Source organism: Spirillospora sp. NPDC049024, assembly GCF_040649235.1.
Taxonomy (GTDB): domain Bacteria; phylum Actinomycetota; class Actinomycetes; order Streptosporangiales; family Streptosporangiaceae; genus Spirillospora.
In genome coordinates this window covers 52,352-76,123 of the sequence record NZ_JBEZFD010000012.1, presented here as the reverse complement: position 1 = coordinate 76,123, position 23,772 = coordinate 52,352, and the positions used below count along the sequence as shown (strand labels likewise).

Here is a 23,772-nt window from a genome sequence, read left to right as displayed (position 1 = left end):
GGACGGCGGGTTCAACCGGTCGAGGCTCATGCGCGCAGGGGTGCCGCGGCCAGCATCGTCGGTATGACTGATCTTCTCGTACGCATGGCCCGGTGGAGCGCCGGGCACCCCTGGCGCGGCATCGCCGCCTGGCTGCTGTTCGTGGTGCTGTGCCTCGGCATCGGCGTCGCGGCCGGCGGGCACGCGGCCACGACCGAGGACTTCCGGATCGGCGAGGCCGGACGGGGGGAGGCGATCGCCGCCGAGGGCGGGCTCCAGCAGAGGCCCGTCGAGCGCGTGCTGGTCATCGGCAGGGGCGCGGCGGCCGACGCGGCGGCCCAGGACGCCGCCGCGCGCATGCGGCGGCTGCCCGAGGTCGCGTCGGTGTCCGCGCCCGTGCGGTCGAAGGACGGCTCGGCCGTCCGCGTCGACGTGACGTTGAAGGGCCCCGAACTCCAGGGCAAGAAGCACGTCGAGCCGTTGCTGGCCCAGACCGCGGCTGTGCGGGCCGCGCACCCGGACGTGCGGGTGGAGGAGACGGGCGGCCCGTCCATCAGCAAGGGCGTCGAGAAGCTTCGCGACGACGACCTGGCCCGCACCGAGGTGATCGCGTTGCCGATCACGCTGATCACGCTGCTGGTGGTGTTCGGCTCGTTCGCGGTGGCGGTCGTGCCGGTGGTGCTCGCGCTGACCTCGATCGCGGCGGCGATCGGCCTGTCGATGCTCGCCTCGCACGTCTTCCCGGACGCCGGGGTCGGCGCCAGCGTCATCCTTCTGATCGGCATGGCGGTCGGCGTCGACTACACCCTCTTCTACCTCAAGCGGGAGCGGGAGGAGCGGGCCCGCGCGGACGGCCGGCTGACCGCGCGGGCGGCCGTGGAGGTCGCCGCGGCGACGTCCGGGCGCTCGGTGGTGGTGTCCGGGCTGGCGGTCGCCGCATCCAGCGCGACCCTCTACCTGGCCGACGACGTGATCTTCTCCTCGATCGCGACGGCGGCGATCGTGGTCACGCTGATCGCCGTCGTCAGCTCGCTGACCGTCCTCCCGGCGGTGCTGGCGAAGCTCGGCGGATGGGCGGAGCGGCGGGCCGTCCGGCGCGGCCGGACCCCGAAGCCGCCGCGGACCGGCGGCGGCCGGATCACCCGGGCGATGCTGCGCCCCACCGGAAGGCACCCGGCCGCGACGCTGGCCGTGGCCCTGACCGCCATGCTTGCGCTGACCGCGCCGCTGCTGAGCATCGACCTCACGGACATGGGCCGCGACAGCCACCCGCGCGAGATCCCGGCGATGCGGACCTACGACCGGCTGAACGCGGCCTTCCCCGAGCTCAAGGCCATGCACCAGGTCGTCGTCAAGGCCGACGCCGCACGCGCCGACGAGGTGACCGCCGCCCTGCGCGCCCTGGCGGAAAGGGCCGAGGGCGATCCCCTGCTCGCCGGGACGTCCGAGCTGCGCACCTCGCCGGACGGGCGGATCCACCTGCTCGAACTCGCGGTGCCGCACCACGTGAGCACCGACGAGGCGCGGCGCTCCCTGGAGCGGATGCGCGGCGAGTACGTCCCGGAGACCGTCGGACGGCTCGGCGTGGAGACCGCCGTGACCGGGGACGTGGCCCGCTACGCCGACTATCCCGAGCACCAGGAGAGCAAGCTGCCGTTCGTCATCGGAGCGCTGCTGCTGGTGACGTTCGCGATGACGGTGTGGGCGTTCCGCTCGGTGGTCCTCGGCCTGATCGGCGTGGTGCTGAACCTGCTGTCGGCCGGCGCCTCCCTCGGCCTGCTCACCCTGGTGTTCCAGGGGACGTGGGCGGAGGGCCTGCTCGGCTTCACCTCCACCGGCTCGGTCGGCTCCCGCGTCCCGCTCTTCCTGCTGGTGATCCTGTTCGGCCTGTCGATGGACTACCAGGTGTTCGTGATCAGCCGGATCCGGGAGGCGGCGCTGCGCGGCGTCCCGACCCGGCAGGCGGTGCTGGACGGCGTCGGCGGCTCGGCGAGCGTGGTGACCAGCGCCGCGTTCGTCATGGTGACGGTGTTCGCCGGCTTCGCCACCGTCCACATCATGGAGCTGAAGCAGATGGGCTTCGCCCTGGCGGTGGCGGTGCTGCTCGACGCCGCCGTCATCCGCGTCACGGTCCTGCCCGCGGTGATGCTGCTGCTCGGCGACCGGTGCTGGTGGCCGTCGCGCCGCCCGCGGCGGGCCCCGGACCGCGCGGCCACGCCGGTGCCGCAGAACATAGGCTGATCGTCATGGTGCAGCCCGGCGAACGTCCCCAGGTGCGGGCGCTGCGCAGGTGGTACGCGGCCGCCTGGATCGTGTTCGGACTGGTTCCCCCCGCCCTGGCGGTGGCGGACCAGCCGGACTCCACCAGGGCCCCGACGCTGGCGCTGCTGTCGGTGCTCGGGCTGTGCTACCCGATCACGGAGACGTTCCCCGGGAATCCGGTGGTCCGCCGGAACACGTTCCTGGGCGTGCTGATCGCGGGGATCGGCGGCGTCTCCTTCCTGATGGGCGGCGCCGCGTCCCTGCTCATCGCGTCGCTCCCGCACTTCTGGATCTTCGCGGGGAGCCCGCGGCGCGCGGTGCTGCTCAGCGGCGCCGCCGCCGCGGCGGCGGTCGCCGGGGACGCCGTCCGGCACGCCCCGGACGGCGAGCCGCCCACCGGCAACTCGGTCGCCGCGCTCATCGGGTACGCGGCGGGCGTCCTGCTCGGGCTGTGGATGTACCGGGTGGTCGGGCAGCAGGACGAGCGCGCCCGGCTCCTCGAAGCCGACCTGGCCGACGCCGAGCGCCGCCTCGCCGAGGCGCAGCGGCGGCAGGGCGCCACCGCCGAGCGCGAACGGATCGCCCGCGAGATCCACGACACGCTCGCGCAGGGGTTCGCGTCCATCGTCGTCCTGGCGGAGGCGGCCCGCACCGGCCTGCGCTCCGACCTGGACCTGACCGGCCGGCAACTCCTGTCGATCGAGCAGACGGCGCGGGAGAACCTCGCCGAGGCGCGCGTCCTCGTCAGTTCGGGAGCGCAGTTCGATTCGCGGTCCGGGTCGGAGGCGCACGGACCGGATACGCGGGACGTCGCCTCCGCGTCGATCGCCCGGACGCTGCGCCGCGCCCTCGACCGGTTCGCCGAGGACACCGGGCTCACCGTCCACGCCGAGCTGCCCGACGTCGAGTGCGACCAGACGACCCGGATCGCGCTGCTGCGCTGCACGCAGGAGTCGCTCGCCAACGTCCGCAAGCACGCCGGCGCGTCCACGGTCGGCGTCGTGCTCGAACGGCACCCGCACGGCGTCGAGCTGGAGATCACCGACGACGGCCGCGGCTTCACGGTCGCCGGATCGCACGGCTTCGGACTCGACGGCATGCGCCGCCGCCTCGCCGAACTCGGCGGCGAGCTCACCGTGACCAGCTCCCCCGGCGAGGGCACCCGGATCCTCGCCATGATCCCCGCGAGGGCGTGAGATGACCGCGAATCCCGCACCGGCCCACCGGAGACTCCGGATCATCCTGGTGGACGACCACACGGTCATGCGCGCGGGCCTAGGCGCGCTGCTGGCCGGCGAGCCCGGCATCGAGATCGTCGGCGAGGCCGGCGACGGCCGCGCGGGGATCGCCCTGGCCGAACGGCTCCGGCCCGACGTCGCGCTGCTCGACCTGCGGATGCCCGTGCTGGACGGCGTCGCCGCCACCGCCGAGATCGGCCGGTTCGGGACCCGCGTCCTCGTCCTCACCACCTACGACACCGACACCGAGATCGAGCGCGCGATCGAGGCCGGCGCCGTCGGCTACCTGCTCAAGGACACCACCCGCGACCAGTTGGTCGAGGCGATCCGCGCAGCGGCGCGCGGTGAGACCGTCCTCGCGCCCCGGGTGGCGGAGAAGCTCGTCGCGCGGATGCGCCGCCCCGAGCCGGCCGCGCTGACCGCCCGGGAGGTCGAGGTGCTCCGGGCGGTCGCCGACGGCCTGTCCAACGCCGAGATCGGGCGGCGGCTCGTCATCGCGGAGGCCACCGTCAAGACGCATTTGCTCCGCGTCTTCGCCAAGCTGGACGTCGGCGACCGCACGCACGCCGTCGTCGTCGCCATGGACCGCGGCCTCCTCCCCCGCTAGTCGGCGCTGGCGACCGGGAGGGAGCGGAGCCGGAAGGTGGCGAGGAACGTCGCGACGAGCGTCACCGCGACCAGCAGCCCGATCGCCACGGGCAGGTCGACGGTGGACCTGACCGGGGACGCCTCGGTGAGCGCGTCCGTCACCGACAGGCACCACTGCTGGATGGACGCCGACTTGGCGCCCGGCGCGAAGTTGCCGAGCAGCGACTCCCACACCAGCGCGTACAGCAGGCCGATCGTGACGGCGTTGCGGCTGGCGACGGCCAGCGCGACGAACACCGAGCTGTAGACGACGCCGCCGACCAGCACCCCGATCGCGAACGCCGGGGTCAGCTGCGCGGTCGTCCCGGTGAGGATGAGCCCCGCCAGCAGCGTCGGCACCGTGGCGAACACCGTCACCAGGACGATCGCCACGACCAGCTTCGTCAGCACGATCACCTCGCGCGGGATCGGCTTGGTCAGCACGTACATGATCTGGCCGTCGTCGATCTCCGGGCCGATCACGCCGGTGCCGGCGATCAGCGCGAGCAGCGGCAGCAGCGTCGCCAGGCCGAACTTCTGCAGCACGCCCGCGGAGACGTCCAGGTCGTCGTTGCCGGTCACGCTCAGGGCCACCGCCAGCACCAGCAGGAGCAGCGGCAGCCCCAGCAGGAGCAGCGCGCGCTTGCGTCCGAGCATCGCCCGGAACGTGATCATCGCGATCGTGCCATTCATCGGGCCACCAGGTAGGAGAAGACGCTTTCGAGGGACTCGTCGGCCGGGGAGACCTCCCAGAGGCGCACGTCGGCGTCCCGGGAGACCTGCGGGAGCAGCCAGGTGAAGCGCTGGAAGTCGACCGCCTCCACCTGCAGGCCCTTCTCGGTGAGCTGGACGCTGCGGGCCGAGCCGTCGGCGATGACCGCGGCGGCGAGCCGCCGGTCGTCGGACGAGCGGACGAGGAAGATGTGCGGCCGGTCGGTCATCAGCCGCCGGATCTTGCGGAAGTCGCCGGACGCCGCGTGCCGGCCCGCCACGATCACCTCGATGTGGCTGGCGAGCCGCTCCACCTCCTCCAGGATGTGCGAGGAGAACAGGATCGTGCGGCCCTCGGCGGCCATCCGCTGGATGAGGTCCATCAGCTGGAGCCGCTGCCGCGGGTCCATGCCGTTGAACGGCTCGTCCAGCAGCAGCACGGGCGGGTCGTGCACCAGCGCCGACGCCATCTTGATGCGCTGCTTCATGCCCTTGGAGTAGTTGCCGATCGGACGCCCGGCCGCGTAGTCCATCTCCACGAGGCCGATGGCGCGGCGGGCGGCGGCGCGGGGGTCGGGCAGCTTGTGCAGTTTGGCCATCGCGAGGATGAACTGCTCGCCGGTGAGGAAGTCGTAGGCCGACTCTCGCTCCGGCACCAGGCCGAGGCTGCGGTAGGCGCCGGGGTTGCGCCAGATGGGCGTCCCGTCCAGCGTGACGGATCCGGACGACGGCGCGAGGAACCCGCCCATCATGTGGATGAGCGTCGACTTGCCGGCCCCGTTCGGCCCGAGGAGACCGGTGACGCCCGGCCCGACCTTCATCGACACGCCGTTCACGGCCACGACGTTCCCGTACCACCGGGAGACGTTCTCCAGGATGAGCTCGCTCATAGTGTGCTCCTTCGAGGGGGGACGATCCCCCACACCCCCCGGGTCGCTCCGCTCATTAGGAGAGGCCCGCCTTACGGAACCGGCGGTACAGGACCGCGATCGAGCCGACGATGATCAGAACGCACAGCGCGAGCGCGACCACCCCGCCGGCGATGCCGGACGGCACCCCGGCCGACGACGACTGCGCGCCGAGCAGCCGCACCTGGACGATGTCCACCAGGTTGAACGGGGTGAACAGGCCCGCCCAGCCCTGGAGTGTGAAGTTCGTCTGCGCCTCGGCGATCCCCTGGACGGCGCCGACGAACGCCGCGCTGATCATGTAGACGGCGATGACCGCGGCGACCCCGAACCCGCGCCGCGGGGTGAACGCCGCGACGACCATCCCGATGGCCGCCAGGACGAGCGCGAACAGCACGCAGCCGACGAGGGCGCCGAGGTACTTCAGCACCTGCTCGCCGGGGTCCGGCATCTTGGAGATCAGTCCGCCGGCGTACAGGACGGTGACGGGCACCGCCATCAGCGCGAACAGCGCGGTCGCCATCGCCGCGCCCTTCGCCAGCACGAAGTCGAGATGGCCGACCGGGCGCGAGAAGTACAGCGGGATGACGTGGAAGCGGACCTCCCGGGACGCCAGCACCGGCGCCTGCGTGGCCAGGAAGATCGCCACGATGACCTGCATGATGACGGCGTAGGACGCGTAGCGGAACAGCGCGTCCTCCTGCTTGGTGAACGCGAACGCCGCGACCGACCCGGCGGCCGGCAGCAGCATGATCGCCGCCAGCAGGAACGGCATCACCTTCGCCCGCGCGGGGCGGCCGAGGCCGTACGCGGCGCGCAGGTTGTGCACGTACAGCGACCGCAGGACGTAGGCGCGGCCGTTGCGGCGCCCGTCGTAGTGCCGGTAGCCGATGTCGTGGATCGTGCTGGTGCTCATCGCGGCGCTCCCTGCTGCACGTCTCCCGGCTGCACGCCCGGGGGCTGCGCGTCTCCGGGCGGGCCCTGCGGCGCGGGCGGCGTCTGGAAGACCTCTTCGATGTGGTGGCGGCGCTGCTCCATCCGGACCAGCCGCAGCCCGAGTTCGGCGACGCCGTCGCGGACCAGGTCGTAGGTCTGCTCGCCGGCGATGTCGACGACGAGGAACCGGCCCTCCGGGCGGACCGCCACCCCCTGGTCGTAGAGGTGCTGCCCGAGCGCGTCGCGCCCCTCGTCGACCTCGACGGTGAGGACGCCGCTCTCGGTCGTGTACGCCTCGACGGCCTGGGAGCGCAGCAGCTTCCCGCCGTCGATGATGACGACGTGGTCGCAGACGCGCTCCAGCTCGCCGAGCAGGTGCGAGGTGACGAGGACGCTGATCCCGAAGTCGGCGCCGATCCGGCGGATCAGTTCGAGCATCTCGTCGCGCCCGGCCGGGTCGAGGCCGTTGGTGGGCTCGTCCAGGAAGACGAGCTTCGGGTCGTGGACGAGGGCCTGCGCGAGCTTCACCCGCTGGCGCATCCCCGTCGAGTAGCCGCCGATGGGACGGTACCGCTCCTCGTACAGCCCGACGTGCCGGAGCGTGTCGGCGGCGCGTTCGCGGGCCGCGGTCGGCGGCAGCCCGCACATGCGGGCCATGTGCACGACGAACTCGGTCGCGGACACGTCCGGCGGCAGGCAGTCGTACTCGGGCATGAACCCGACGCTCTCCCGGATCCGCAGGCCCTCGCGGGCGATGTCGAGGCCGAGGACGGTCGCGGTCCCCGAGGTGGGCGGCAGCAGTCCGAGGAGGATCTTGATGAGCGTCGACTTGCCGGCGCCGTTGGCGCCGACGAGGCCGACGACGCCGGGCTCTACGGCCACGGAGAGGTCGTCCAAGGCGGTCACCCGGGGGAACCTCATCGTCAGGCCCTGGGTGGCGATGATGGGCATACCGTCGAACCTAGTGGCTGGCCCGCCGCGGCACGTCACCCTAAAGGGCGATCAGGGGCAGCCTTTGGTCCGACGCGGCGCCGACCTAAGTTCCCCGCGCGGCGGTCCTCCGGCCGCGGTGGCGCAGCACGACGGCCCACAGGCCCCGCTGGACGAGCAGCGTCACCGTCCCCGCGATGATCATTCCGGCGATGTTGACGCCCAGCTGGAGCAGCGAGCCGGTGATCTCGCTGCCGTGCTTGAGCGCCATCGCGACCGCGAGGTTCCCGGCCGCGGGCACGGTGGTGACCGAGATGAAGACCCCGACCAGCGCCGACGACTTGCCGGCGGTGAGCGACAGCACGCCCGCCGCGCCCGCGAGCAGCGCGACGATGAACGACCAGCGGTCCGGGCTGTAGATGAACGCGGTGAGCGGGCGCTTGTCGGGCAGCCGGTCCAGCTCGATCACGCCGGTCCACCGGGCGGCCAGCGCGCACACGTACGTGATCGCGACCGCCACGGTGAACCCGACGGCCAGCGCCCGCACCGCTTGCACGATGCGTCCGGGCTGGAGCCGGACGAGCCCGAAGCAGATCGCCGCGATCGCGGCGAACTCCGGCCCGAGGACCATGGCGCCGACCACCAGCACCGGCGAGTCGATCAGCGCCGCGATCGCGGCGAGCTGCGTGGCCAGCACGAGGAAGGCCACGAAGGACCAGGTCAGCGCGGTTCCCTCGCTGACCTGCCGGTCGAGTTCCTCCCAGACGACCGCGTCGTCGCCGTGCCCCGGCGCGAGGTCCTTGGCCACTTCGGCGTGGTCGGACAGCGTCAGGTCGACCTTGTCGAGCGCGATCGACCCGTCCCGGTCGACGTCGAGGGCGCGCAGCGCGTCCAGCACCTCGTTGGCCGCCTCGCGGGCGATGTCGGCGGTCACGAGGTCGCCCTGCGGGGAGCGGGCGGCGCCTGGGATCACGACGACGTTGGTGGCCCCGGCACAGGCCGCCAGCACCTTGCAGACGGCGTCGGTGCGCTCGGCCGGAACGATCGCTCTCAGATGCAGCACGGGGCAATCGTGCCGTAAACGACGCGTCGATGTGGCAGAACGCCTGGTCGTGAGGTTTGATCGGTTATTTGCCTTCAAGATGGCAAAAACCCGCAGAAAACCCCCCAGGACGGTGAAGGCATGACACAGGCGCCGGTGCTGACGAAGGCCGCGTGGACGAGGGCCATGCTCACTAAGGCCGGGCTGACCAAGGCCGGGCCGACGGAGGCCGAGCTGACGAAAGCCGAGCTGCCGAAAGCCGAGCTGACAGAGGCAGAGCCGACGGAAGCGGCGCGCACGAGCGCCGGGCGCACGAGGACCGGGCACACCAGCACCGGGCGCGCCAGGACCGGGCGCACGAGGACTGCGCGGGCGGCCGTGGCGGGCCTCGCGCTCGCCGTTCCGCTGGCGACGGCGGGCTGCGAGGGCGACGTGGGGCTCTCGGAGACGGGGTCCCCCTCGTCCGGCTCGACCAAGCCCGCGTCCGGCGACGCGGCCAAGGCACGCAAGAACCTGTCCGGACTGCGGATCGCGTCCACCGGGGACAGCGGAGGCTACCGGCGCGACAAGTTCGGGACGCGGTGGAAGGACACCGACCACAACGGCTGCGACCAGCGCAACGACGTCCTCGCCCGCGACCTGGAGAAGGTCGAGAAGAAGGGCAAGTGCATCGTGCTCTCCGGCCGGTTGGACGACCCCTACAGCGGCAAGCAGATCACCTTCGAGAAGAAGGACGCCGCCGAGGTGCAGATCGACCACGTCTACCCGCTCGCCCTCGCCTGGCGGATGGGCGCCTCCCGCTGGAGCGAGGACAAGCGCGAGCAGTTCGCCAACGACCACGACAACCTGCTCGCCGTCTGGGGCGTGCCCAACCGGCAGAAGAGCGACTCCGGCCCGGGCGAGTGGAAGCCGCAGAAGGGGTTCCAGTGCGTCTACGCGATCAAGTACATCGCGGTCGCGAAGGAGTACGAGCTGCCGGTGACGCGCTCCGACCACGACGCGCTCCAGGATTTCCTCGGCCGCTGCTGAGCCGGCCGTAAGCTCGTCCCATGAGCGAATCGCGCGACAGTGACGCCGCCAGGAACGTTGACCAGGGGGCGGATGCCGAGGGCACGGCGCAGGAGCGGCCGCGGGTGCGGACGGAGCGGGGCGTGGGCGCGCGGGCGACCGGGGCCGAGGTGACCGGCGCGTCCGCGACCGGGCTCACGCTGCGGGCCGGGAACGGGTTCGGCTCCCTGGCGCTCGGGGCGATGGCCGTCGGCGCGGTGGCGGTCGGCGCGGTCGCGATCGGCAAGCTCGCCGTGAAGCGGGCCGTCATCGGCCATCTCCAGGCCGGGACCGTCGAGATCAAGCACCTCAAGGTCGGCCGGCTGGAGATCGACGAGCGCTAGCCGCTCCCGGTCGCGAGGCCGGGAACGGCGCGAGCGGGCGGCAGGGTCAGCCGAGGGCCGTGCGCACCACGCCGGCGAGGTGCTCGGCCACCGACTGGGCCTGCGTCTCGGACGCCGCCTCCACCATCACGCGGACCATCGGCTCGGTGCCGCTCGGGCGGATCAGGACGCGGCCGGTGTCGCCGAGGTCGGCCTCGGCGGCGGCGACGGCCGCGGCCAGCTCGGGGGAGGTCTTCGCGCGGTTCTTGTCGACGTCCTTGACGTTGATGAGGACCTGCGGCAGCCGCGTCATGACCTTGGCCAGCTCGTCCAGCGGGCGCCCGCGGCGGACCATCGCGGCGAGCAGGTGCAGGCCGGTGAGGACGCCGTCCCCCGTCGTGGCGTGGTCCAGCATGATGACGTGGCCGGACTGCTCGCCGCCGAAGCCGAAGCCGCCCTCCTTCATCGCCTCCAGGACGTACCGGTCGCCGACCGCCGTCTCCACGACGGTGATCCCCGCCTCCTGCATGGCCAGCTTGAAGCCGAGGTTCGACATCACGGTCGCGACCACGGTGTCCTGGGCGAGGGCGCTGGCCTCCCGCAGGTCCAGGGCCAGGATCGCCATGATCTGGTCGCCGTCCACGACCTCGCCCGACGCGGTCACCGCCAGGCAGCGGTCGGCGTCGCCGTCGTTGGCGATGCCCGCGTCCGCGCCGTGCTCGCGGACGGCCTTCTGCAGCGCCTCCAGGTGCGTGGAGCCGCAGCCGGAGTTGATGTTCAACCCGTCGGGGGCCGTGCCGATCGTGATGACCTCGGCGCCCGCGCGGCGCAGCGCCTCCGGGGCGACGTCGCTGGACGCGCCGTTCGCGCAGTCGACGACGACGCGCAGGCCGTCCAGCGACACCGGGACCGTGGTCAGCAGGTGCGCGACGTACTGCTCGACCGCGCCGTGCGCCTCCCGGACGCGGCCGACGCCCGCCCCGGTCGGCAGGTCCCACGCCTCGCCGAGCCGCGCCTCGACGCGGTCCTCCAGCTCGTCGGGGAGCTTGTACCCGCTGCGGTCGAAGAACTTGATCCCGTTGTCGGGGGCGGGGTTGTGCGACGCCGACAGCATCACGCCGAGGTCGGCGTCCAGCGCGTGGGTCAGATGCGCCACCGCGGGCGTCGGCAGGACGCCGAGCCGCAGCACGTCGACCCCGGCGCTCGCGAGGCCCGCCACGACGGCGGCCTCCAGGAACTCGCCCGAGGCGCGCGGGTCGCGGCCGACCACCGCCACCGGCCGGTGCCCCTTGAACGCGCCCTGCTCGCCCAGGACCCTCGCCGCCGCGACGGACAGGTCCATGGCGAGCGGGGCGGTCAGGTCGCGGTTGGCGAGCCCGCGCACGCCGTCGGTCCCGAACAGACGAGCCACAGTTCAACTCCCGATCAGAGAGAAGGAGAGATCACCCGGAAAAGCGGACGAGCCGCCGCACCCGGTGCGCCGGCCATGCGGGCCGGGCACGAAAAAGCCACGGGGTGCGACGGCTCGTGCCGTCGATCAACGCTTGCTGTACTGCGGAGCCTTGCGGGCCTTCTTGAGACCGGCCTTCTTGCGCTCCGGCACCCGCGCGTCGCGGGTGAGGAAGCCGGCCTTCTTCAGCGCCGGGCGGTGCTCGATGTTCGCGAACTGCAGCGCGCGGGAGATGCCGAGGCGCAGCGCACCGGCCTGGCCGGTGGTGCCGCCGCCGTTCACGCGCGCGAGCACGTCGAACTGGCCCTCCAGGCTCAGCAGCACGAACGGCTCGTTCACGATCTGCTGGTGGACCTTGTTCGGGAAGTACTGGTCCAGGGTGCGGCCGTTGATCTTCCACTGGCCGGTGCCGGGGACGATGCGGACCCGCGCGATGGCCTGCTTGCGGCGGCCGGTGCCGGCCGCGGGGCCGGTCGCGACCGGCTGGCCGAGGAAGCCCTCGCCGGCGGCCTCGGGGGTCTCGGTGCTGTACTCGGACGGCGCGTCCTCGTACGAGTCGAGTTCGGCGGCCTGCTCGGCGCCGGTGGTCTCGTCCACGGTTCTCCTTGGGGTGTTCTAGCCAGGGCGGCTGGCCCGTACGACGGGTGCCCCGGCGGCCTCTGCTTGGCTGCGCACGATCGGCTCGTGCGCGGGAGTCACTTCTTGATCTGGCTGATCTGGGTGATCTCGAACGGGACCGGCTTCTGCGCCTGGTGCGGGTGCTCCGGCCCGGCGTAGACCTTCACCTTGCCGAACATCTTCCGGCCGAGGGAGTTCTTGGGCAGCATGCCCTTGATCGCCTTCTCGACGGCCCGCTCGGGGTGCTTGGCCAGCAGGTCGGCGTAGCTCACCGAACGCAGACCGCCCGGGTAGCCCGAGTGCCGGTAGGCGCGCTTCTGGTCCAGCTTGTTGCCGGACAGCGCCACCTTGTCGGCGTTCACGATGACGACGAAGTCACCGGTGTCGAGGTGCGGGGCGTAGATCGGCTTGTGCTTACCCCGAAGCAGCTGTGCGACCTGACTGGCGAGACGGCCCAGCACGACATCGGTCGCGTCGATGACGTACCACTGACGCTGGACGTCAGCGGGCTTAGGGGTGTACGTGCGCACGGTCGTAAGCCTTCGTTTCTCGTCGACTCTCAGCGGTTTCGATCCTCCACCCGTCCGGAGGACGGGTGCCACCTGGCAGCGGAATCCTGCTCGCGCCGATCAGAGGATCATCCGACCTGGCGCTCCGGGATGCCGGGGCCCGCACGCGGCCACAAGGACGCACATGATGGGGACACACCGACACGTCGTCGCGTCGCCTCCCACCTGCATTGAGCAGGCGTCGACGCACACAACAAATACGCAGGATACTCGGCCGCGCGCACACGGGTCAAAACGAGCCGCCATGGCGCCACCGGCCGCGCGCCCAGTACACCACCAGTATGCCGTATGACCGGTATGTACGTATCAATGGCAGCCATGCACAACAGGCCAGGATGCGAGGCTTCCAGAACAAGCCGGCGCGCCCCCGTCAGCCCACAACCGGCTACGCAACTGCCACGCACGCCGGACTAGCGCGGACCGCTATACACGGCGAGCCCTACGGGCCGACAGACGCGACGGACCTGCAGACGATATGCGCGACGCGCCGCGAAACCGGCATACACGACAGTCCCGCAGGACCAGCATGCTGCCGAACGAGAGCATGCACATCACCCGCAAGGGCACGCACGACCGGGGCAGCCAGAGCTAGCGCCGGTGGCAGCGGCGACGGCGATGGCGGCGCTGGGCGCGTTCGCCGGTGAACGCGAAGACAATGCCCGCCCGCGAATACCCGCTGCAAGCCACACCCCGCCTGCCGGCTGGGCCCGGTCTGCGCTGCCCGGTATGGACCGTGGCGTGCGCGGCGGCAGTGCCGAATGGGAAACGTTCAGCACTCTAGTGATCACACTTTGTAGTGGTTTCGGTCTTTCTGGAATCATTTTCGTAACAGAGGGTCGATCTCGGGATATGGTGCCGGGCGACCGGTCCACGCCGGCTCACGCCGGCCCGCACCCGGGAGCCCCCGCTGACTACTCCCCGCAGAGATTCCGCCGGACGCCGCCGGTCCGGCCGTGCCGGGCAGCCCGGCCCCGCACCGCGTGACGCCTCCGCGCCCCGTGATGCCTCCGGCTCGCGTGACGTCCCGCCGCGTCCCGGGGTCCCCCCTTACCGTGACGAGCTCGTCGCCAGTGGCCCGCGGCGCCGCTCGGGGCCTCCGCCCGGGGAGCGGCGGCCGAGTGACGGTGACGCGTTCTGGAGCGGCCGTTCGTCGCGCGGAAGGCGTCCCAAGAAGAAGGGCGCGCGGGGGATCGTCGTGGCTGCCACCGCGTCCGCCCTCGCCATCGGCGTCGGCGTCGCGATCGACCGGCTCGTCCTGCCCCAGCTGCGGTCGGAGAACACGTCCGCGTCCGCGCCCGAGCGCGACCCGTCCGTCGAGGTCCCGACCGGCCCGCAGAGCGACCCGCTCGCCGCGACCGGCAACGGCTCCGGGTCCGGGACGGGTTCGGGCCGCGGCGGCCGGGCCGGCGCGTCGCCGGCGCCGACCGCCGAGGAGCAGACGCCGCCGCTGAAGGTGATCCACCCGCCGAAGAGCGCGTCGGCCTCGCCGTCCAAGTCCAAGAAGCCCGCCGACTCGGACGCCCCGTCGACTCCGGGCGGCGGCACGAACTCGGGCGGCGGTTCCGGCGGTTCCGGTGGTTCCGGCGGCTCGTCCGGGGCCGAGACGAGCGTGGTGTCGCTCACCAACGCCGAACGCGCCAAGCACGGCTGCAAGGCGCTGCGCATCGACTCGCGGCTCGTCACCGCGGCCCGCAGGCACTCGGCGGACATGGCGGCCAACAACTACTTCGACCACACGTCCCGCAACGGCGACAGCCCGTGGAAGCGGATGGAGGACGCCGGGTACAGCAGCCCCGGGGCGGAGAACATCGCCAAGGGCTACCCGACCGCCTCGGCCGTCGTGAAGGGCTGGATGGACAGCCCCGGCCATCGGGCCAACATCCTGAACTGCGGGCTGCGCGCCATCGGCGTGGGCATGGCCTCCGGACCCGGCGGGCCGCTGTGGACGCAGGACTTCGGCTGGAAGTGACCGCCCCGGCTCGGCGGGGATGTGACCTTCGGCAAATCACCGGCGTCCGGTTCGCCCCCATGTCATGGTGGGTGTCGCGAAGGTCCAGAGCCCTGAACGAGGAACGGTAAGGTCCAACCCATGGGTTATCCGGGCGATCAAGGCAAACCCGGCGACTGGCCCCCTCGGCAGTCGCCGCACGCGCCGTACGGACCCGGAGCCGAAGCGCCGCCGTACGGCCACGACAACGACGAAGCCCCTTTCGCGCCACGCGACAGCGGGCCCGGCACGACGCCGGGCGGCGGTGACGTGTTCGGCGGCTCCTCATCCGGCGGCGACGCGTTCGGCAGTGAAGCTTTCGGCGGGTCCCCGTCGGGCAACGACGCGTTCGGCGGCGCCCCCTACGGGGGTGGCGGCTTCGGCGGCGGCGCGCCCGTCGGCGAAGCGCCCGGCGGCGAGGCGCCCGGCGAGCAGACCGCCGCCTGGTCCGACCAGCCGCCCGCGTGGGGCGACGAGCCGGTCGCCGGCGGCGCCTACGGCGAGAACGCGCCGGGCGACGGAGGCTTCGGCTCCTACGAGGGCATGCCGCCCGGGCCGTCCGGCCCGTCCGGGCGCCCCGAGCGCCGCCGCAACCTGCCGCTGATCATCGGCGGCGCGGCGGTCGCCGGCATCCTCCTCATCGGCGGCGGCGTCGGGCTGTCGTCGATGCTGAAGGGCGACGACAAGCCGAAGACGACGCCGACGCAGGCCGCGTCCAAGCAGCCGCAGCCGACGCCGAGCCCGACGCAGCCCGTCCTGGCCCCGGTGAAGCTGCAGAGCCGCACCACCGACCCCGCGCCGCTGACCCTCAAGGAGGTCTTCGGCAAGGCGACGTTCAAGGCGGGCGGCCGCAAGTACGTGCGGACGGCCGTCAACGGCAAGAAGACCTGCACCGTCGTCGGCGGCACGACCCTGGCGAAGGCCCTCAAGAAGGGGCGCTGCACGCAGGCGCTCCGGGCCACCTACGCGCTCAGCAACGGCTCCCTCATCGGCACGGTCGGCGTCTTCAACCTGCAGACCGAGGCCGCGGCCAAGAAGGCCGTCAAGGCCGCCGCCGCCAAGGACGCGTTCCTGGTGGCGCTCCCCGGCAAGGGCATCACCAAGAACAACGGCAAGGGCGAGGCGCTCGGCACCTCGCAGGCGCGCGGCCACTACGTCATCATGACCTGGGTGCAGCGGCCGGACGGCAAGAAGATCCCCACCAAGTACCATGCCGCCGTCCGGGTCTTCGGCACGCAGATGGTCAAGGGCAGCAACCTGGCGCTGGCCTTGCACTACCGGGAGACCGAAGGCAAGCCCCTCCAGAAGTGACCCCCATGAATACCCTCACTGCTTATGTCTGGACCTAGAGACGCACGGGAGCACGGCGAGCAGGGCGGCGAGACCGCCCCCCTCAAGCTCCCCGCCTTCGGACTGGAGGCCCCCTGGTGGGCCGCCGAGTCCGCGGACACCGCACCGCCGGCCGAGCAGGCGCCGGCGGCGCCGCAGCCGCTGTCGGCCCCGGTGGTCGAGGACGAGGCGGACGTCTTCGCTCCCGAGGTCTCCCCCGCCCCTGCCCCCGCCGTTCCCGAGGCCGCCTCGGCGCCGCCCGGGACGCTCGTCGCCGGGACGGGGGTACCGCGCGTCGACTCCCGCGGCGCCGTCCCCGCCGAACCGATCGTCAAGCCGCCGATCTCCCCCGACGACACCGACCCCGAGGGCTTCCAGCCCGTCCCGCCCGCGTTCGGCGCGTCCAAGGGCGAAGCCCCCAAGGACGCCGCCGCTCCCAAGGACGCCGTTCCCAAGGGCGGGGCGTCGCAGGAAGAAGCCCGGCAGGAGGAGGCCCCACGGGCCGAGGCCGCGGCGGTCGGCACACCAGAGACAGAGGCCGCCGTGGACAACACCACCGTGACCGACAGCGCCGTGACCGACAGCGCCGTGACCGACACTGCGACGGACATCCCCGCGCAGCGGTCGGCGTTCGAGAAGGCCAAGGAGGCGGAGGACGCCGCGTCGCTAGCGCCCGTGCTCGTCCCGGACGCCATCCTGCCGCCGGGCGTCGTCCCGCCCACCGGCAGCGGCCCGTTCCCGCACGCCGAGCCTGTCGGGGCCGGCGCGGCGGGCGCCGACCAGCCCCAGGTGAGCGGGCCGGTCTACCACACCGAGGCCGGAACCCCGGCCGACGTCCCGCCCCCCGGGAATCCCCCGCAAGGCACGCCCGCCACCGGCCGGGGCGGCAGCACCAAGGGCCGCCCTGTGCTGATCGGCGGCGTCGCGGCGGTCATCCTCGCCGCGGTCGGCGGCCTGTTCCTCGTCGGCGGGTCGGGATCGGACGGCAAGGACGGCAAGGGCGGCAAGCCCGCCGAGGCCCCGGCGGCGGTTCGGACCACCCCCGCGCCTTCGCCCCCGGCCGCATCGCCGAGCAAGCCGCCCGCCGGCCCCGTCGACATCACCAACGAGAAGACCGACACCGCCGACCTGGCGTTCCACGACGTCTTCCCGAACGAGCAGCTCAAGTTCGGCGACCGGACCTACCTCCGGGACCGCTGGTCCCTCAACCGGGACGTCACCTACGCCGCCCGCGGCTCCATGCTCGCCGCCCTCCGCAAGGAGCAGTGCCGCAAGATCGTCCGCGCCACCTACATCGACCCGGAGACCAAGCTCGCCGTCACCTCCGGGATCGCGGTGATGCCGACGAAGGCCGCCGCGATCGCCGTGAGCAAGGCGGGCGACCCGGCCCGGTACGAGTGGTTCCGCGGCATGGCGGGCAAGCGGTCCCCCGACATCGACCAGGCCGGCGGGTACGCGGCGGCGACCGTCCGCGGCCGGTACGTCGCCTACGCCTACGTCCAGTGGGCGAACGGCAAGAAGGCCAAGCCCGGCGACCCGGTGATCAAGAAGGCGGCGCAACTCTTCCTGGACCACGACCTACGCCCGATCGTGGCCCGAACCCGAGGCTGACCCCCGGCCGAGCGGCCCAGCCGTCCCACCTGATCGGCCACCCCGCCCGGTCCGCCGTCCTGCCCGGTCAGCTGTCCTGCCTGGTCAGCTGTCCTGGCGGGGGGCGGCGCCGGTGGTGGCGGGTTGGTCGGCGGACGCGGCGGCCGTCGCGTTCAGCGTTCGGACGCGGCGGGTCTCCTGCGCGCGCCGGGCCAGGCTCTCGTCGCCGGGATAGCGGATCTCCTCCAGGGACAGGCCGTGCGCGGGCGCCACGTTGACGCCGGAGTCGCGGACGCGGGCCGCGAGCACCTGCGCGGGCCAGTCGACCTCGCGCCGCCCGTCCCCCACCATCAGCAGAGCGCCGACGAGCGCCCGGACCATCGAGTGGCAGAACGCGTCGGCCTCCACGGTGGCGAGCGCGAGGTGCGGGTCGCGGTCGTCGCGCGTCCACTCGTAGCGCAGCAGCTCCCGGATCGTCGTCGCGCCCTCCCGCCTGCGGCAGTACGCGGCGAAGTCGTTCTCGCCCACCAGCCTGCGGGCCGCCTCGTTCATCCGGTCGAGGTTCAGCGGGCGGGGATGCCACAGCACGTCGTGGCGGCGCAGCGGCTCCACCCCGAAGGGGTTGTCGCACACCCGGTACACGTAGCGGCGGGACAGCGCCGAGAACCGCGCGTCGAACCCCTCCGGCGCGATCGACACGCGCCACACCCGCACGTCCGGGGGCAGCAGCCCGGCGAGGCGGCGCGGCATCGTCCCGTTGATCGCCGAGTAGGCGGCGACGGGGACGACGAGGTGGGCGACCTGCCCGCGGGCGTGGACGCCGGCGTCGGTGCGGCCGGCGACGGTGAGCATGGGCGGCGGGTCCAGACGCAGCATCCGCGCCAGCGCGTCCTCGATGACGCCCTGGACGGTCCGCTGGTTCGGCTGCCTCGCCCAGCCCGCGAAGTCCGACCCGTCGTAGGAGATGTCGAGCCGGAGTCGTACCAGTGCGGTCATGTCAGCCGAGTCGTCCTTCTGCAACGTCCGATCATCCCTCCCGAGGCGCCGCGTTCATCGGGCACTCCCCTGACACGCTCCCCGGTGAATCGTCGCCCCCCTGACATGACCATGCGATCAAGTCTGGCAAAGTTCGGGCCCGCCGTCCCGATGGAAACGGCGGGCCCTCGCGAATGTCGAGCAAACGCTCCCCAAGGTCGGACGGCGGATTTACTCCTTGTCGCCCTCGTCCTTGGTGTCGGCGGCCTCGTCGGCCGCCTCGTCCTTGGCAGTGGCGGCCGTGGTGTCGTCCGCCTCCGTCTTGGACTCGGTCTCCTCGGCCTTCGGCGCCGCCGCGGGAGCGGCCCCGCCGGTGGACGCCGCCAGCTGCTCCTGCACCAGCTCGATCACGGCCATCGGGGCGTTGTCGCCCTTGCGCGGCCCGATCTTGGTGATGCGGGTGTAGCCGCCGGGACGGTTCTCGAAGCGCGGCGCGATCTCGGTGAAGAGCTCGTGCAGGACGCCCTTGTCGCGGATCGTCCTGGCGACCAGGCGACGGTTGTGCAGGTCGCCCTTCTTCGCCTTGGTGATCAGCTTCTCCGCCAGCGGACGCACCCGCCGGGCCTTGGCCTCGGTGGTGGTGATGCGGCCGTGCTCGAACAGCGCCGTGGCCAGGTTCGCCAGGATCAGGCGCTGGTGCGCGGCACCGCCGCCGAGGCGGGCGCCCTTGGTGGGCTGGGGCATGTCGTTTCCTTCCTGCACCGGCCGTATCAGGTACCGGTGTCAGCTGGTTCCGGGCCGGCCGGGGAGCGTGGCCCCCCGGCCGCCGGAATCGGGTTCTAGTACTGCTCGGTCTCGGCGTAGCTCTGGTCGTCGTCGCCGTAGTTGTCGGCCGCCGCGCTCGGGTCGAACCCGGGCGGGGAGTCCTTCAGCGACAGGCCCATGTCGTTGAGCTTCTGCTTGACCTCTTCGATCGACTTGGCGCCGAAGTTGCGGATGTCGAGCAGGTCCTGCTCGCTGCGGGCGACGAGCTCGCCCACCGAGTGGATGCCCTCGCGCTTCAGGCAGTTGTAGGAGCGGACGGTGAGGTTCAGCTCCTCGATCGGCAGGGCCAGGTCCGCGGCGAGCGCGGCGTCCGTCGGGGACGGGCCCATGTCGATGCCCTCGGCCTCGACGTTGAGCTCCCGGGCCAGCCCGAACAGCTCGACGAGGGTCTTGCCGGCGGAGGCGACCGCGTCGCGCGGCAGCATCGCCTGCTTGGTCTCCACGTCCAGGATGAGGCGGTCGAAGTCGGTGCGCTGCTCGACTCGGGTGGCCTCGACCTTGTAGGTGACCTTGAGCACGGGCGAGTAGATGGAGTCGATCGGGATCCGGCCGATCTCCTGGCCCGGCTGCTTGTTCTGCGCGGCGGAGACGTAGCCGCGGCCGCGCTCGACCGTCAGCTCCATCTCCAGCTTGGCCTTGTTGTTCAGCGTGGCGATGTGGAGGTCGGGGTTGTGGACCTCGACGCCCGCCGGCGGCGCGATGTCGGCCGCGGTCACCTCGCCCGGGCCCTGCTTGCGCAGGTACATGACGACCGGCTCGTCGTGCTCGGACGAGACGACGAGCTCCTTGAGGTTCAGGATGATGTCGGTGACGTCCTCCTTCACCCCGGGCACGGTGGAGAACTCGTGCAGGACGCCTTCGATCCGGATGCTGGTGACGGCCGCACCGGGAATCGAGGAGAGCAGGGTACGACGCAGCGAGTTGCCGATCGTGTAGCCGAAGCCCGGCTCCAGCGGCTCGATGGTGAACCGCGACCGGTACTCGTCGACCTGCTCTTCGGTGAGAGTCGGACGCTGAGCGATGAGCATGGTGGTGCCTTCTTTCCGCGGTGCCCGCTATTTGACTACCGCGTTCTGGATTCTTCCCCGATCCGCCGGGGATCCCACAGGGACCGGCCCCACGGGACCCCGGCGGCGCTGAGCCCCTACTTGGAGTAGAGCTCGACGATCAGCTGCTCCTGGACGGGAGCGTCGATCTGCTGGCGGACGGGCAGCGAGTGCACGAGGATCCGCATCTTCTCGCCGTCGACCCCGAGCCACGCCGGGACCTGGCGCTCGCCGACCTCGGCCTTGGCGACCTGGAACGGCGTCATCTCCATCGACTTCGGCTTGACGTCGATGATGTCGGCCTCGCTGACGAGGGCCGACGGGATGTTGACCTTCTTGCCGTTGACCCGGATGTGGCCGTGCCGGATGAGCTGGCGGGCCATGTCGCGGGACTTGGCGAAGCCGGCCCGGTAGACGACGTTGTCGAGCCGGCGCTCCAGCAGCGTGAGCAGGTTGTCACCCGTCTTGCCCTGCTGGCGGTTCGCCTCGACGTAGTAGTTGTGGAACTGCCGCTCCAGCACGCCGTAGATGCGCCGCGCCTTCTGCTTCTCACGAAGCTGCAGCAGGTACTCGGTCTCCTTGGGCCGACCGCGACCGTGCTCACCCGGCGGGTAGGGACGGATCTCGATCGGGCACTTCGGGCCCTCGCACTTGCTGCCCTTGAGGAACAGCTTCATCTTCTCGCGGCGGCAGAGCTTGCAGTCCGCACCGGTGTAACGAGCCATTGTTCTAGATCTCCCCCTGCCTCAGACCCGGCGACGCTTCGGCGGGCGGCAGCCGTTGTGCGGAACGGGCGTGACGTCCTGGATCGAGCCCACCTCCAGGCCGGTCGCCTGCAGCGACCGGATGGCGGTCTCGCGGCCCGAGCCCGGGCCCTTCACGAAGACGTCGACCTTGCGCATGCCGTGCTCCATCGCGCGCCGGGCGGCGGCCTCGGCGGCCTGCTGCGCGGCGAACGGGGTGGACTTGCGCGAGCCCTTGAACCCGACGTGGCCCGAGGAGGCCCAGGAGATCACGTTGCCGTTGGGGTCGGTGATCGAAACGATCGTGTTGTTGAACGTGCTCTTGATGTGGGCGTGCCCGTGAGCGACGTTCTTCTTTTCCTTGCGGCGCACCTTCTTGGCGCCGACACGGCTCTTAGGAGGCATGTGCTCTCTCTACTCTTGAGGTCATCGATCCGGAGGACCGACTCCGGACTACTTCTTGCCGGCCTTCTTCTTGCCGGCCACGGTCTTCTTCTTGCCCTTGCGGGTGCGCGCGTTGGTCTGCGTGCGCTGACCGTGCACCGGAAGCCCGCGGCGGTGCCGGATGCCCTGGTAGCACCCGATCTCGATCTTGCGGCGGATGTCCGCCTGGACCTCGCGGCGAAGATCACCCTCGATCTTGTAGTTCGCCTCGATCCAGTCGCGGAGCTTGACCAGCTCGTCGTCGCCGAGCTGGTGCACCCGCAGGTCGCCGCTGATGCCGGTACCCGAGAGGGTCTCCAGCGCCCGCGTCCGGCCGATGCCGAAGATGTAGGTGAGAGCGACCTCGAGGCGCTTTTCGCGCGGGAGGTCGACGCCGAGGAGGCGTGCCATCGTGGGCAGTTCCCTTCATTCGTCCGGAGGTATGGACACACCGCGTCCGCACACACCCTGCCCGGGTGGCGGCCCCGGCCTCCGGAGGTCCGGGGGTGCTCCTCCACACGACGGTGCCGTACGGCCGGATCCCGGTCTTCCGGAACCCGACGCGTACGGCCGTGTGAAGGCTGCGATGCGCTTGCTGGTTGTTGAGCGTCAGCCCTGACGCTGCTTGTGGCGCGGGTCGGAGCAGATGACCATGACCCGGCCGTGCCGGCGGATGACGCGGCACTTGTTGCAGATCTTCTTGACGCTCGGCTTGACCTTCACTGGGTCTCCTAGAGATAAGGGTCACCCCCGCGCCGCCACGCACGGGGAAGGCAACCCCAGTGGGATTTACTTGTAGCGGTAGACGATCCGACCGCGCGTGAGGTCGTAGGGGCTCAGCTCCACAACGACGCGGTCGTCCGGCAGGATCCGGATGTAGTGCATCCGCATCTTGCCGCTGATGTGGGCGAGCACCTTGTGCCCGTTGTCGAGCTCCACCCTGAACATGGCGTTGGGCAGCGACTCGATGACGGTGCCCTCGATCTCGATGGCCCCTTCTTTCTTGGGCATGTCCTCCGCGCTTCGCTGATCGGCTCATTGGACGCGGCCCGGCTCTCCAGGGGAGAATCGGCCGCAACCCGCACCGCGGCGCGGAAGCGCCAAAGGGGAGATGGGCGGCCGTCGACGGACCGACAAGGGAGTCTACGTCAACCGGCCGTCCAATGCGAAATCGACGCATGACACGTGTCCGGAGACTGCTCCCGAGTCAAGCATACATCGCGTCCGCGTTGTACCTTTCCAGGAGAGAGACGTACGAGGAGGGTCAGCATGCCGAGCTATGACTTCGCGCTGATCCTCAGCCGTCCCCTCTACGAGGACGAGCTCGACCCGCTGTTCGACCGCACCCACGGCGCGGTCACGGTCTCCATCATCAGCGAGCCGCACCACGCCGACCGTCCTCCAGCCCCCACCCACCGCCATCCAAGCGACGAGCTCCGCTCGGCGGCCCGTCCTCCAGCCCCCACCCACCGCCATCCAAGCGACGAGCTCCGCTCGGCGGACCGTCTGGGCAACGCCTCCTGCAACTGGACGGGCCCCACCCTCGCCGCGTCGATCATGGAAGTGGTCGGGCACGTCGAGGAGAGCGCGCCCGGCGTGCACGTCCTGCGGGTGGAGGCCGACCCGCTGCTGACCATCCGCGACATCGCCGAGCGGGTCGGCCGCTCGCTCGACTCCGTCCGGCACGCGATCACCGGGGCGCGCGGCGCCACCGGCTTCCCGTCCTCGGAGATGTCCACCGCGGGCCACCGGCTGTGGCGGTGGTCCAAGGTCGCCGCCTGGTACGGGCTCGACGACCCGCAGCTCATCGAGGCGAAGCCGACCGTGCAGGCCATCAACGGCTGGCTGGCCCTCCGCGACGTCGTCCCGGACGTCGCACCCGCTCCCGAAGAGGTCACCTCGGCTCTTTCCCTGGTCATTCCGCACGTCGCCTGACGCGGGGGTGTGGGGGGTCGCCCCCCCACAGGCAACTCGCCTGACGCGGGGGTGTGGGGGTCGCCCCCCACAGGCAACTCGCCTGACGCGAGGGTGTGAGGGGCGTCTCCCGCGCGAGGAGGCCGCCTGAGGCGTAACGGTTCCTCAGGGGGCACCTGGTCCGCCAGGGAGGCGAGTCGACAGTACGGGCGCCAGGACGCGAAGATCGTCCCGGCGCCCCGCTCGCCCCGGGCCGCCCGGAGCGTGCGGTTCCGTGATGTGCTTGGGCAACGGGGAGGG

25 protein-coding genes are annotated in these 23,772 nt (G+C 71.7%); 9 read left to right on the top strand and 16 right to left on the bottom strand.

Annotation, left to right across the window (positions count from 1 at the left end; translation table 11 throughout):
- Positions 1-63: 63 nt before the first annotated feature.
- Genes AB0C21_RS22840 through AB0C21_RS22830 form a run of 3 tightly spaced genes read left to right on the top strand, consistent with a single transcriptional unit; the run spans position 64 to position 4,086 of the window.
- Complete coding sequence (locus AB0C21_RS22840) at positions 64-2,220, top strand: MMPL family transporter (protein ID WP_500206718.1); 2,157 nt, start codon at positions 64-66, stop codon at positions 2,218-2,220.
- A 5-nt stretch (positions 2,221-2,225) separates the two neighbouring features.
- Positions 2,226-3,437, top strand: coding sequence for a sensor histidine kinase (locus AB0C21_RS22835; RefSeq protein ID WP_500206716.1), 1,212 nt, complete (start codon positions 2,226-2,228; stop codon positions 3,435-3,437).
- Position 3,438: 1 nt separating this feature from the next.
- A complete protein-coding gene (locus tag AB0C21_RS22830; RefSeq protein WP_500206715.1) occupies positions 3,439-4,086 on the top strand; it encodes a response regulator in 648 nt (215 codons plus the stop codon).
- Here AB0C21_RS22830 and AB0C21_RS22825 read toward each other — a convergent pair.
- The 5 genes from AB0C21_RS22825 to AB0C21_RS22805 form a co-directional block, all read right to left on the bottom strand.
- Entirely contained in the window at positions 4,083-4,799 is a 717-nt protein-coding gene (locus tag AB0C21_RS22825; protein WP_500206713.1) for an ABC transporter permease, read from the bottom strand. The two genes, AB0C21_RS22830 and AB0C21_RS22825, sit on opposite strands and share 4 nt — an antisense overlap.
- A complete protein-coding gene (locus AB0C21_RS22820) occupies positions 4,796-5,707 on the bottom strand; it encodes an ABC transporter ATP-binding protein (RefSeq protein WP_149258944.1) in 912 nt (303 codons plus the stop codon). The genes AB0C21_RS22825 and AB0C21_RS22820 overlap by 4 nt, the downstream gene beginning before the upstream one ends.
- A 55-nt stretch (positions 5,708-5,762) precedes the next feature.
- Entirely contained in the window at positions 5,763-6,641 is an 879-nt protein-coding gene (locus AB0C21_RS22815; protein WP_500206711.1) for an ABC transporter permease, read from the bottom strand.
- Positions 6,638-7,612 carry an ABC transporter ATP-binding protein gene (locus AB0C21_RS22810; protein WP_500206709.1) on the bottom strand — a complete coding sequence of 325 codons (975 nt, stop codon included), beginning with the start codon at positions 7,610-7,612 and terminating at the stop codon, positions 6,638-6,640. The genes AB0C21_RS22815 and AB0C21_RS22810 overlap by 4 nt, the downstream gene beginning before the upstream one ends.
- Positions 7,613-7,697: 85 nt before the next feature.
- The gene (locus AB0C21_RS22805; protein WP_500206707.1) at positions 7,698-8,654 is read right to left on the bottom strand and encodes a DUF389 domain-containing protein; all 957 of its coding nucleotides are present in this window, start codon (positions 8,652-8,654) and stop codon (positions 7,698-7,700) included.
- Between the two features lie 120 nt (positions 8,655-8,774).
- Between AB0C21_RS22805 and AB0C21_RS22800 the strand changes: the two genes are divergently transcribed.
- A complete protein-coding gene (locus AB0C21_RS22800; protein ID WP_500206706.1) occupies positions 8,775-9,662 on the top strand; it encodes an HNH endonuclease family protein in 888 nt (295 codons plus the stop codon).
- A gap of 20 nt (positions 9,663-9,682) precedes the next feature.
- On the top strand, positions 9,683-10,024 hold the full coding sequence (locus AB0C21_RS22795) for a hypothetical protein (protein ID WP_500206704.1): 342 nt from the start codon (positions 9,683-9,685) through the stop codon (positions 10,022-10,024).
- 46 nt (positions 10,025-10,070) lie between these two features.
- Here AB0C21_RS22795 and glmM read toward each other — a convergent pair whose 3' ends face one another.
- From glmM to rplM, 3 genes are all read right to left on the bottom strand, one after another.
- Complete coding sequence (gene glmM, locus AB0C21_RS22790) at positions 10,071-11,414, bottom strand: phosphoglucosamine mutase (protein ID WP_500206702.1); 1,344 nt, start codon at positions 11,412-11,414, stop codon at positions 10,071-10,073.
- Between the two features lie 126 nt (positions 11,415-11,540).
- Positions 11,541-12,050 (bottom strand): 30S ribosomal protein S9, encoded by a 510-nt coding sequence (rpsI, locus tag AB0C21_RS22785; protein ID WP_149258938.1) that lies wholly within the window; start codon positions 12,048-12,050, stop codon positions 11,541-11,543.
- 98 nt (positions 12,051-12,148) lie between these two features.
- Positions 12,149-12,601: a 50S ribosomal protein L13 gene (gene rplM / locus AB0C21_RS22780; RefSeq protein WP_149258937.1), complete on the bottom strand. Its 453-nt coding sequence runs from the start codon at positions 12,599-12,601 to the stop codon at positions 12,149-12,151.
- Between the two features lie 1,234 nt (positions 12,602-13,835).
- Between rplM and AB0C21_RS22775 the strand changes: the two genes are divergently transcribed.
- The 3 genes from AB0C21_RS22775 to AB0C21_RS22765 all read left to right on the top strand — a co-directional run bounded on the left by AB0C21_RS22775 (position 13,836) and on the right by AB0C21_RS22765 (position 17,567).
- The gene (locus AB0C21_RS22775) at positions 13,836-14,609 is read left to right on the top strand and encodes a CAP domain-containing protein (protein WP_500206700.1); all 774 of its coding nucleotides are present in this window, start codon (positions 13,836-13,838) and stop codon (positions 14,607-14,609) included.
- Positions 14,610-14,729: 120 nt separating this feature from the next.
- A complete protein-coding gene (locus AB0C21_RS22770) occupies positions 14,730-15,938 on the top strand; it encodes a hypothetical protein (RefSeq protein ID WP_500206698.1) in 1,209 nt (402 codons plus the stop codon).
- A 24-nt stretch (positions 15,939-15,962) separates the two neighbouring features.
- The gene (locus tag AB0C21_RS22765) at positions 15,963-17,567 is read left to right on the top strand and encodes a hypothetical protein (RefSeq protein ID WP_500206696.1); all 1,605 of its coding nucleotides are present in this window, start codon (positions 15,963-15,965) and stop codon (positions 17,565-17,567) included.
- An 84-nt stretch (positions 17,568-17,651) separates the two neighbouring features.
- Here AB0C21_RS22765 and truA read toward each other — a convergent pair whose 3' ends face one another.
- The 8 genes from truA to infA all read right to left on the bottom strand — a co-directional run bounded on the left by truA (position 17,652) and on the right by infA (position 22,569).
- Positions 17,652-18,542 (bottom strand): tRNA pseudouridine(38-40) synthase TruA, encoded by an 891-nt coding sequence (gene truA, locus AB0C21_RS22760; RefSeq protein WP_500206695.1) that lies wholly within the window; start codon positions 18,540-18,542, stop codon positions 17,652-17,654.
- A gap of 210 nt (positions 18,543-18,752) precedes the next feature.
- A complete protein-coding gene (rplQ, locus tag AB0C21_RS22755; RefSeq protein WP_500206694.1) occupies positions 18,753-19,265 on the bottom strand; it encodes a 50S ribosomal protein L17 in 513 nt (170 codons plus the stop codon).
- 95 nt (positions 19,266-19,360) lie between these two features.
- On the bottom strand, positions 19,361-20,374 hold the full coding sequence (locus tag AB0C21_RS22750) for a DNA-directed RNA polymerase subunit alpha (RefSeq protein ID WP_131741171.1): 1,014 nt from the start codon (positions 20,372-20,374) through the stop codon (positions 19,361-19,363).
- A 116-nt stretch (positions 20,375-20,490) separates the two neighbouring features.
- A complete protein-coding gene (rpsD, locus tag AB0C21_RS22745) occupies positions 20,491-21,117 on the bottom strand; it encodes a 30S ribosomal protein S4 (RefSeq protein ID WP_149258931.1) in 627 nt (208 codons plus the stop codon).
- A 21-nt stretch (positions 21,118-21,138) separates the two neighbouring features.
- Complete coding sequence (rpsK, locus tag AB0C21_RS22740) at positions 21,139-21,540, bottom strand: 30S ribosomal protein S11 (protein WP_021596710.1); 402 nt, start codon at positions 21,538-21,540, stop codon at positions 21,139-21,141.
- Positions 21,541-21,588: 48 nt separating this feature from the next.
- A complete protein-coding gene (rpsM, locus tag AB0C21_RS22735) occupies positions 21,589-21,969 on the bottom strand; it encodes a 30S ribosomal protein S13 (RefSeq protein WP_149258930.1) in 381 nt (126 codons plus the stop codon).
- 198 nt (positions 21,970-22,167) lie between these two features.
- Positions 22,168-22,281: a 50S ribosomal protein L36 gene (gene rpmJ / locus AB0C21_RS22730; protein ID WP_021596712.1), complete on the bottom strand. Its 114-nt coding sequence runs from the start codon at positions 22,279-22,281 to the stop codon at positions 22,168-22,170.
- Positions 22,282-22,347: 66 nt separating this feature from the next.
- Positions 22,348-22,569 (bottom strand): translation initiation factor IF-1, encoded by a 222-nt coding sequence (gene infA, locus AB0C21_RS22725; protein ID WP_018657567.1) that lies wholly within the window; start codon positions 22,567-22,569, stop codon positions 22,348-22,350.
- A gap of 258 nt (positions 22,570-22,827) precedes the next feature.
- On the opposite strand from infA, the gene AB0C21_RS22720 reads away from it, so the two are divergent.
- Entirely contained in the window at positions 22,828-23,493 is a 666-nt protein-coding gene (locus tag AB0C21_RS22720) for a hypothetical protein (protein ID WP_500206691.1), read from the top strand.
- Positions 23,494-23,772: the final 279 nt, after the last annotated feature.

Excerpts from the sequence above, each read along its gene's own strand:
- AB0C21_RS22840 (WP_500206718.1), top strand. The coding sequence starts at position 64 with ATGACTGATCTTCTCGTACGCATGGCCCGGTGGAGCGCCGGGCACCCC.
- AB0C21_RS22835 (WP_500206716.1), top strand. The coding sequence starts at position 2,226 with ATGGTGCAGCCCGGCGAACGTCCCCAGGTGCGGGCGCTGCGCAGGTGG.
- AB0C21_RS22830 (WP_500206715.1), top strand. The coding sequence starts at position 3,439 with ATGACCGCGAATCCCGCACCGGCCCACCGGAGACTCCGGATCATCCTG.
- AB0C21_RS22825 (WP_500206713.1), bottom strand. The coding sequence starts at position 4,799 with ATGAATGGCACGATCGCGATGATCACGTTCCGGGCGATGCTCGGACGC.
- AB0C21_RS22820 (WP_149258944.1), bottom strand. The coding sequence starts at position 5,707 with ATGAGCGAGCTCATCCTGGAGAACGTCTCCCGGTGGTACGGGAACGTC.
- AB0C21_RS22815 (WP_500206711.1), bottom strand. The coding sequence starts at position 6,641 with ATGAGCACCAGCACGATCCACGACATCGGCTACCGGCACTACGACGGG.
- AB0C21_RS22810 (WP_500206709.1), bottom strand. The coding sequence starts at position 7,612 with ATGCCCATCATCGCCACCCAGGGCCTGACGATGAGGTTCCCCCGGGTG.
- AB0C21_RS22800 (WP_500206706.1), top strand. The coding sequence starts at position 8,775 with ATGACACAGGCGCCGGTGCTGACGAAGGCCGCGTGGACGAGGGCCATG.
- AB0C21_RS22795 (WP_500206704.1), top strand. The coding sequence starts at position 9,683 with ATGAGCGAATCGCGCGACAGTGACGCCGCCAGGAACGTTGACCAGGGG.
- AB0C21_RS22770 (WP_500206698.1), top strand. The coding sequence starts at position 14,730 with ATGGGTTATCCGGGCGATCAAGGCAAACCCGGCGACTGGCCCCCTCGG.
- AB0C21_RS22765 (WP_500206696.1), top strand. The coding sequence starts at position 15,963 with ATGTCTGGACCTAGAGACGCACGGGAGCACGGCGAGCAGGGCGGCGAG.
- truA (WP_500206695.1), bottom strand. The coding sequence starts at position 18,542 with ATGACCGCACTGGTACGACTCCGGCTCGACATCTCCTACGACGGGTCG.
- rplQ (WP_500206694.1), bottom strand. The coding sequence starts at position 19,265 with ATGCCCCAGCCCACCAAGGGCGCCCGCCTCGGCGGCGGTGCCGCGCAC.
- AB0C21_RS22750 (WP_131741171.1), bottom strand. The coding sequence starts at position 20,374 with ATGCTCATCGCTCAGCGTCCGACTCTCACCGAAGAGCAGGTCGACGAG.
- rpsD (WP_149258931.1), bottom strand. The coding sequence starts at position 21,117 with ATGGCTCGTTACACCGGTGCGGACTGCAAGCTCTGCCGCCGCGAGAAG.
- rpsK (WP_021596710.1), bottom strand. The coding sequence starts at position 21,540 with ATGCCTCCTAAGAGCCGTGTCGGCGCCAAGAAGGTGCGCCGCAAGGAA.
- rpsM (WP_149258930.1), bottom strand. The coding sequence starts at position 21,969 with ATGGCACGCCTCCTCGGCGTCGACCTCCCGCGCGAAAAGCGCCTCGAG.
- infA (WP_018657567.1), bottom strand. The coding sequence starts at position 22,569 with ATGCCCAAGAAAGAAGGGGCCATCGAGATCGAGGGCACCGTCATCGAG.
- AB0C21_RS22720 (WP_500206691.1), top strand. The coding sequence starts at position 22,828 with ATGCCGAGCTATGACTTCGCGCTGATCCTCAGCCGTCCCCTCTACGAG.